Source organism: Pasteurella oralis (assembly GCF_042681465.1).
Taxonomy (GTDB): domain Bacteria; phylum Pseudomonadota; class Gammaproteobacteria; order Enterobacterales; family Pasteurellaceae; genus Pasteurella; species Pasteurella oralis.
The window spans coordinates 36,727-45,488 of the sequence record NZ_JBHUFP010000006.1; the positions used below are offsets into that span (position 1 = coordinate 36,727).

Annotated in this window: 7 protein-coding genes and 2 pseudogenes; 3 read left to right on the forward strand and 6 right to left on the reverse strand. The window is 37.8% G+C overall.

The window, feature by feature from the left end; genetic code table 11:
- Positions 1-173 precede the first annotated feature (173 nt).
- Positions 174-857, forward strand: coding sequence for a 2,3-diphosphoglycerate-dependent phosphoglycerate mutase (locus tag ACFSAV_RS06050; RefSeq protein WP_046339903.1), 684 nt, complete (start codon positions 174-176; stop codon positions 855-857).
- Positions 858-953: 96 nt separating this feature from the next.
- On the opposite strand, the gene carB is transcribed toward ACFSAV_RS06050, so the two are convergent.
- The 6 genes and pseudogenes from carB to carA all read right to left on the reverse strand — a co-directional run bounded on the left by carB (position 954) and on the right by carA (position 7,055).
- Positions 954-4,169 (reverse strand): carbamoyl-phosphate synthase large subunit, encoded by a 3,216-nt coding sequence (carB, locus tag ACFSAV_RS06055; RefSeq protein ID WP_379097426.1) that lies wholly within the window; start codon positions 4,167-4,169, stop codon positions 954-956.
- Between the two features lie 170 nt (positions 4,170-4,339).
- Positions 4,340-4,669, reverse strand: a pseudogene (locus tag ACFSAV_RS06060) (DJ-1/PfpI family protein); the annotation flags it as partial.
- Between the two features lie 18 nt (positions 4,670-4,687).
- Positions 4,688-4,936, reverse strand: a complete 249-nt coding sequence (locus ACFSAV_RS06065) for a type 1 glutamine amidotransferase family protein (protein WP_379097429.1) — start codon at positions 4,934-4,936, stop codon at positions 4,688-4,690.
- A gap of 55 nt (positions 4,937-4,991) precedes the next feature.
- Positions 4,992-5,444, reverse strand: coding sequence for a hypothetical protein (locus tag ACFSAV_RS06070; RefSeq protein WP_101776392.1), 453 nt, complete (start codon positions 5,442-5,444; stop codon positions 4,992-4,994).
- A 91-nt stretch (positions 5,445-5,535) separates the two neighbouring features.
- Positions 5,536-5,793: pseudogene (locus ACFSAV_RS06075) on the reverse strand (PhzF family phenazine biosynthesis protein); the annotation flags it as partial.
- A 125-nt stretch (positions 5,794-5,918) separates the two neighbouring features.
- A complete protein-coding gene (carA, locus tag ACFSAV_RS06080; protein WP_379097433.1) occupies positions 5,919-7,055 on the reverse strand; it encodes a glutamine-hydrolyzing carbamoyl-phosphate synthase small subunit in 1,137 nt (378 codons plus the stop codon).
- Between the two features lie 346 nt (positions 7,056-7,401).
- Between carA and ACFSAV_RS06085 the strand changes: the two genes are divergently transcribed.
- Both ACFSAV_RS06085 and ACFSAV_RS06090 read left to right on the forward strand, forming a co-directional pair.
- Positions 7,402-8,142 (forward strand): MlaA family lipoprotein, encoded by a 741-nt coding sequence (locus ACFSAV_RS06085; protein ID WP_379097436.1) that lies wholly within the window; start codon positions 7,402-7,404, stop codon positions 8,140-8,142.
- Positions 8,143-8,154: 12 nt separating this feature from the next.
- Positions 8,155-8,649 (forward strand): YfbU family protein, encoded by a 495-nt coding sequence (locus ACFSAV_RS06090; protein ID WP_101776395.1) that lies wholly within the window; start codon positions 8,155-8,157, stop codon positions 8,647-8,649.
- Positions 8,650-8,762 lie beyond the last annotated feature (113 nt).

Below are 8,762 nucleotides of genomic sequence, written 5' to 3' on the forward strand. Positions count from 1 at the left end.
TCCTTTAATCAATTTCCATTTAACTATACCATTATTTAGCCAACCGCTCTAAAGCTAATTTTCCCTTAAATTTTTGCGACAGATCAGAAAATCAAAGTATTTTCCTTTCAAAGGCACAGCTTTTTTGCTATAACTTGCGATATTATTTTTCATTAACATTGAGGAGATTTTCTATGGAATTGGTCTTTATTCGTCACGGTTTCAGTGAGTGGAATGCAAAAAACTTATTCACTGGTTGGCGCGATGTCAACTTAACTGAACGCGGTATCGAGGAAGCAAAGTCAGCAGGTAAAAAATTACTTGAAGCAGGCTTTGAATTTGATATTGCGTTTACATCTGTGTTAACTCGTGCAATCAAAACTTGTAATATCGTGCTAGAAGAATCTAACCAACTTTGGATTCCACAAGTGAAAAACTGGCGTTTAAATGAGCGTCACTACGGTGCATTACAAGGTTTAGATAAAAAGGCTACTGCAGAACAATACGGTGATGAACAAGTTCATATTTGGCGTCGTTCTTACGATATTTCTCCTCCAGATTTAGATCCTCAAGATCCACATTCTGCCCATAATGACCGTCGTTATGCACATTTACCAAGCGATGTAGTGCCAGATGCTGAAAACTTAAAAATCACACTTGAGCGTGTATTACCATTCTGGGAAGATCAAATTGCACCAGCATTACTTTCGGGCAAACGCGTTCTTGTAACAGCGCACGGTAACTCATTACGTGCATTAGCAAAACATATTGAAGGTATTTCCGATGCTGACATTATGGATTTAGAAATCCCAACAGGTCAGCCATTAGTGTACAAATTAGATGACAATTTAAAAGTAGTTGAAAAATACTATCTTTAATTACTAAAACGAAGAGATAAAAAATCGGGACTGTTGTCCCGATTTTTGTGCTTATTTGTTTTAAAGTGCGGTCACTTTTATTGTACTTTTAATCTACTAAAATGCATTACTTAAACTACGATGTAAATCTTGGACAGAATACACTTCCGAATCCTCTGAATATCCTACACTTTCAACCAGTGCTTCTGCTTCAGCAAGGGTGGTTTGTAAAAAGACTTTTTGCTGTAATGCACTACGACGAATAGCATGACCATCCGTGACAGTTTCCGCTAAACCACTTACTGTATTTATCACCATCGCAATCTCACTATTTTTAATGGCATCAACAATATTTGGGCGACCCTCTCGTACTTTGTTAATGATTTGCACAAAAACACCATTTTCACGCAAGAATTTCGCGGTACCTAAAGTTGCACATAAACCATAGCCTGCTTCTTGTAATTTACGCGCAATTGATAATAAACGCGGCTTATCTGCATCATTTACTGACAAGAACACTTTTCCTGTTTTTGGAATACGCTCATTTGCACCTAACTGTGCTTTCAAAAATGCTTCAGCAAACGTTTTACCAACACCCATCACTTCACCTGTTGAGCGCATTTCAGGTCCTAATACTGTATCAACGCCTGGGAACTTGATGAAGGGGAATACTGCCTCTTTTACCGAATAAAAGTGTGGGATAATTTCACCCTGAATACCTTGTTGCTTCAAGCTGATGCCTGCCATGACACGTGCCGCAATTTTTGCTAGGGGGCGACCTGTCGCTTTACTGACAAATGGCACTGTACGGCTTGCACGAGGATTCACTTCAAGCACATAAATAACACTATCTTGTACTGCAAATTGGACATTCATTAAACCTTTCACGCCCAAAGCAAAAGCCATTTCAGTCGTTTGACGACGAATTTCATCTTGTACTGTCTGGCTTAATGAATGAGGTGGTAATGAGCACGCAGAATCACCACTGTGAATGCCCGCTTGCTCAATATGTTGCATAATACCGCCAATAACGACATCTTCACCATCACAAATACAATCCACATCTACTTCGATTGCATTGTTTAAGAAATGGTCTAGAAGAATCGGGCTATCATTAGATACTGATACAGCTTCACGCATATAACGCTCTAACTCTGTTACGTTATACACAATTTGCATTGCTCGCCCACCTAGCACATAAGATGGACGGACCACTAATGGATAGCCCACTTCTTCCGCTAATTTCACTGCTTCTTCTGCATTGCGTGCAGTACGGTTAATTGGCTGCTTTAAGTTTAATTTGTGCAAAACTTGTTGGAAACGTTCTCGGTCTTCTGCTGCATCAATGCTATCTGCTGATGTACCGATAATGTTTACCCCATTGGCATGTAAATCATTAGCCAGTTTCAATGGAGTTTGACCGCCATAATGTAAAATCACACCATAAGGCTGCTCTACATGAATAATTTCCAGTACATCTTCGAGCGTTAATGGCTCAAAATAAAGACGATCTGATGTATCAAAATCCGTCGACACCGTTTCTGGGTTACAATTCACCATAATAGTTTCAAAGCCACTTTCACGTAAAGCAAGGGAAGCATGCACACAACAATAATCAAACTCAATCCCTTGCCCAATTCGGTTTGGCCCACCACCTAAGATCATGATTTTCTTTTTATCTGATGGACGGCTTTCACATTCTTCTTCATAGGTAGAATAAAGATATGCGGTATCAGAAGTAAATTCACCGGCACAAGTATCGACTCGCTTATAAACAGGATGTAAATTTAACGAAATACGTTTATTTCTGACCGCACTTTCTGTTGATTTAGTCAGTTGCGCAATACGTTTATCAGAAAAACCCTTGCGTTTTAAACGACGAAGTTCGACATAATCCAGTTCAGCTAAACTGCGTTTTTCAAGTGCTAATTCTTCTAATACCAAATCTTGAATTTGGATTAAAAACCAAGGATCAATTTTGCTGTAATGCTGCACTTCATCTAAGCTAAAACCTGCACCAAAGGCATCGGCGACATATAAAATACGGATCGGTCCGGGATTACCTAATTCTTGACGAATTTTCTCCGGCTCTTCAGACATGAGATTAAAACCGCAAATCCCTGTTTCTAAACCTCGTAACGCTTTTTGCAATGATTCTTGGAAAGTACGTCCCATCGCCATCACTTCACCCACCGATTTCATTTGCGTCGTTAAACGATCATCCGCTTGCGGGAATTTCTCAAAAGCAAAACGTGGCACTTTAGTCACCACATAGTCAATCGACGGTTCAAAGGAAGCAGGAATTAAACCACCAGTAATATCATTACGTAATTCATTTAAAGTATAGCCAACTGCTAATTTCGCTGCCACTTTGGCAATCGGAAACCCAGTGGCCTTTGAAGCAAGCGCAGAAGAACGACTGACTCGAGGGTTCATTTCAATCACGATCATTTCCCCATTTTCTGGGTTAATTGCAAATTGGACGTTTGAACCCCCTGTATCAACGCCAATCTCACGCAATACTGCAAGGCTGGCATTACGCATAATTTGATATTCTTTATCCGTCAACGTTTGTGCTGGCGCAACGGTAATTGAATCGCCCGTGTGTACTCCCATCGGATCGAAATTTTCAATCGAACACACGATAATACAGTTATCCGCTTTATCTCGCACCACTTCCATTTCATATTCTTTCCAACCTAACACCGATTGTTCGATCAATAATTCATGTGTAGGTGATGCATCAAAACCACGCTCACAAATTGCCATAAACTCATCTTTATTATAAGCGATACCACCACCTGAACCGCCCATCGTAAAAGATGGACGAATCAAGGTTGGAAAACCGACTTCTGCTTGCGCTGCCCACGCCTCTTCAAAGGTATGACAAACAAAGGATTTTGGTGTGCTTAAACCAATTTTTTCCATTGCTTCTTTAAAGCGTCCACGGTCTTCCGCTTTATCAATAGCATCTTCTGTCGCACCGATCAGTTCCACATTGTATTTTTTCAACACACCGTTTTTGGATAAATCCAATGCGCAATTTAATGCAGTTTGTCCCCCCATCGTAGGTAAAATCGCATCTGGTCGTTCTTTTTCGATGATTTTCTCAACCGTTCGCCACTCAATCGGCTCAATATAGGTCACATCCGCCATATTCGGATCTGTCATAATTGTTGCTGGATTGGAATTGACTAATACCACTTTATAGCCTTCTTCACGCAATGCTTTACACGCCTGTGCACCGGAATAGTCAAACTCACACGCCTGACCAATTACAATTGGACCCGCGCCGATGATTAATATCGTATTTATATCTGTACGTTTTGGCATTTTTGTTCTCTCTCTGTAAAACGATTAAAAATTTAACCGCACTTTTATTTTGTTTATCTTGAAATAGTATAAATGCTAAATATTTATCCTATCTATCGGACTCCAATCCATCTGTATCATTTACTTTTTATCTTTCATCAGTATAAACACTGACATAATTAACTATTTGCTCAATAACCATATAATGGTGCGAATTCATCTTTCTCTGGATCATCATTCCAAACATATTCTGTCTGATTTGCTATTTGCTGAGCTAATGCTTCACTGTAATGATCACGTATAAAACCTAATGTCATATCCATCCCAGCAGAAATACCCGATGAAGTATAAAATTTGTTATCTTTTACCCAACGAGCAACTGTCTTCCACTTCACATCAGGATTAACCTGACGGACCCATTCAAACGCTAGTTTATTGGAAGTTGCATATTTTCCGTTAAGTTGTTTCGTCGCAGCAAGCAAGGCTGAACCAGTACAAACACTAAGACAAAACCTAGCGTCTTTGACTAATTGGGTTAACTAAGTTAAAAATGACGTATCTCCAACTAATTGGCGTGTACCTTGCCCACCGGGAATCAGCAATATACTTTTTTCCAGCAAACATGTGATAGAAACCGTATCTGTTTTAAAACCTTGATAACTTTTAATAAGCCCACCTTGCTTGGAAATATAATGAAGCTGAACATTTGGAATACGAAATAAAAACTCAACAGGCCCCATTAAATCTAACGTTTCATAGTCATCAAATAATAAGCAATAAATATTCATTTTTTCTTAACAAGACCTCTTCGTTATTCCACAATTCTTATCTATACCATCAATTTTAAGGATAAAATTCTGTAAGTGCCTTGACTAAGTTTTTTTCATTCATTTCTGATTGCTTTTCCGCACTGATATAAACTTTAGCAAAACCTTTATTCTCCTTTGTACCCAAAACATAAATTGCATAGCGTGATCCATTGTTAAAATCACAAGTGGCATAAGGAATATTTTGATAAGTTTTATATTGAAGCTGGCAATCTTTTTTACGATATTGTGTTTCCTTGGCATACCAATCTTTGACAAATTGACTGGCATAGCTTTCTGGAATATTTAAGCGGTCAACAATGATCATATGACCAGAACGATCATAAGGTACATATTGATACAAACCTGAGTTAGCAGATAATTCAGCTACGGCTAATTGATAATTCTTACCTTGAAACACTTTATCATTGGAGTTAACACATGCAGTTAAGCCCAATATTCCAATCATTAACATGAATTTTGCTTTCATTTAGTTCTCCTTTAATTATTCATATTTAATAAACATCACCAGCATCAGTTTCTAACAGATAATGATGAGACAAATTCAGTTGTTGATATCATACAAATGCAGCGTCAATTGTAGAATGACCAGCGAAAGACAATTCATGATCGAGAGTAGAAATACGCAATTTTTGCACCGCACTTTGATGACAAGCCCGCTGTACAAATACGACTCCAGACAAATTAAATTGACGTACAATGAGTTACATTTGCGCATCAGTTAAACCATCTGCTTGTGAAAAAACTGCCAATGGATTGCTACCAAAATGGCTTTCAGCAAATACATTGACTAGCTGATATGTATAGGGTATTAACATCATTAAGCCTCATATGCTAAACGCAAAGTGCGGTCACTATTTGATAAATTTTGCATAGATCTCTACTATCTAATTTTCTATGCAAATTTCACTATATTTCTATTGATAATACAGTAAGCTAAGAATTAACTCTGACTTAACTTTGCTTTACGCATTTCATTAATAAATTTATCAAATAAATAAGCCACATCATTCGGACCTGGGCTTGCCTCTGGATGACCTTGGAATGAAAAGGCAGATTGATTGTTTAACTCAATGCCTTGTACTGAGTGATCAAATAAAGAACGATGTGTCACACGCACATTACTTGGTAAGCTTGCCTCATCCACTTCAAAACCATGATTTTGACTCGTAATAAATACTTTTTGTGAATCTAGATCTTGTACAGGATGGTTTGCACCGTGATGACCGAATGGCATTTTCTTGGTTTTTCCACCTGCTGCTAAACCGAGTAATTGATGACCTAGGCAAATGCCAAAAATCGGTTTTTTACTGATTAATAATTTTTGAATAGCAGTAATCGCATAATCACAAGGTTCAGGATCACCAGGACCGTTAGAAAGAAAAATACCATCAGGGTTTAGCGCAATCACTTCTTTTGCACTTGTTTGGGCTGGTACTACGGTAATTTTGCAACCGCGCTCAGCAAGCATTCTTAAAATATTGTGTTTTACACCAAAATCATAAGCCACAATGTGAAATTCCGGTTGGGTCTGTTCAACAAAACCTTTACCTAATTGCCATTCACCTGATGTCCAAACAAATGTTTCCTCGCTCGTCACTGCTTGAGCTAAATCTTTACCTGTCATCGAACCAAAACTTTTCGCTAGTTCGAGGGCCTTTGCGATATCAACTTCACCAGTCATGATACAACCTGCTTGCGCACCTTTATCACGTAAAAGACGAGTTAAACGACGCGTATCAATATCCGCAATAGCCACAACATTATTATGTTGTAAGTAATCACTTAGGCTCATTTCAGCACGGAAATTACTGTGTAACAAAGGAAGATCACGAATAATTAAACCAGCAGCATAAACATGATTAGATTCACAATCTTCCTGATTAGTGCCAGTATTACCGATATGAGGATAAGTTAATGTAACGATTTGTTTGAAATAAGAAGGGTCAGTGAGGATTTCTTGATAGCCGGTCATTGAGGTATTAAACACAACTTCACCAATAGTATAACCTTGCACACCAATTGAGCTGCCATGGAAAACACTACCATCTGCCAATACCAAAATTGCTGGTTCAGACATAAATTACTCCTAATTTGTTTTGGTTGAACACTTACGAATGTTCATTAACCACAATCTAGTAAAATTCACGAAAAATCGACCGCACTTTACGGCATTGTGAAAACTAAATCGTGTCTGGAAATTAACTTAATCTAAAGAAATAGCTTCCTGAAAGTTAAACTTCGCAATTCTAATGGACAATACGCAACTATTCAAGTAATTTTGCAAACGTTTAAATGCATATTTATTTACAAATAATGCATAAAAATACAATTAATTGCAAGTTTATTATGTGTATACAAATTGTTTTGTAGTTATGAGTTAACTTGATAGAATGAGATGTCTTTTAATCTTAAAGTGAGTGGATATGAAAAATACCAAATTTCTCGCGACAATTTTCTTGGCATCTGCTGTATTAAACGGATGTGCAACAATTGATTCGCAAACTGGCGAACGTAAAGATCCATTAGAAGGCTTCAACCGCACCATGTGGGATTTTAACTACAAAGTAGTTGATCCTTACCTGCTGAAACCAGTGGCAACAGGCTGGAAAGAATATGTGCCAACACCAGTAAAATCAGGTTTAACCAATGTTACAAATAATTTAGATGAACCTGCCAGTTTTGTGAATCGTTTACTATCAGGCGATTTCAAAAAAGCAATGGTGCATTTTAACCGATTCTGGATTAACACAGTATTTGGGCTAGGTGGTTTAATTGATGTAGCAAGTTACAGCGATCCATTAAAAATCGAAAATAATAGCCGCTTTGGTGATACATTAGGCCGATATGGTGTAGAAACAGGTTCTTATGTCATGCTACCGCTTTATGGCCCTGCAACGCCACGCCAGGATATTGGTAATCTGGCAGACACAACTTATCCAATGCTCTCCTTACTAGGTCCTTGGGGATTAGTGAAGTGGGGAATTCAAAGTATTGATAGCCGTGCAAATGCGTTAGATAAAGAAGCACTTTTAGAACAATCGCAAGATCCTTATATCACTTTCCGCGAAGCTTACTTCCAAAATTTAGAATACCGAGTAAAAGACGGGAAAGTCAACGCACCAGAGCAAGATCTATCACAAGATATTTTAAATGAAATTGACTAACAGGAATATATTATGGAAATGACCTCAACCCAACGTCTAATTTTAGCAAACCAATACAAATTAATGGGTTTATTAGATAGCCAAAACGCCTCAAAATACCAACGCTTAGAAGCAATCGTCAAAGGTGGTTTTGCATTAGAATTAAAAGAACTCGATAAAGAATTCTCTAATTTATCAGAAAATGAATGTCAAATGGTATTAGATACGCTAGAAATGTACCATGCATTACAAGTGTCTTACAATAATTTAAGCGATAAATCAGCACTCACGCCACATCGTTTACAATTTGCTGGCTACTGTGCTGTACGTGAGAAAAAATACCTTAATTACCTTCGTTTTATTACAGGTATTGAAGGAAAATACCAAGAGTTCATGCGTTGTGAACACGGTTGTGATTCTCAAGTACCAATGTGGGACAAATACACACGTATGCTAGACACATGGCGCAAATGTCCACATGGTTATCATTTAAGTATGACCGAAATCCAAAACATCTTAAATTCATAATGCCTTAATGATTGGTTTTGTTTATAAATATGTAATAAAAAAATGGTCCCTCTTTAGGGGACCATTATTGTAAGAACTAAAGCCAATACTACATCATCTTCCGTTTTTTTAAT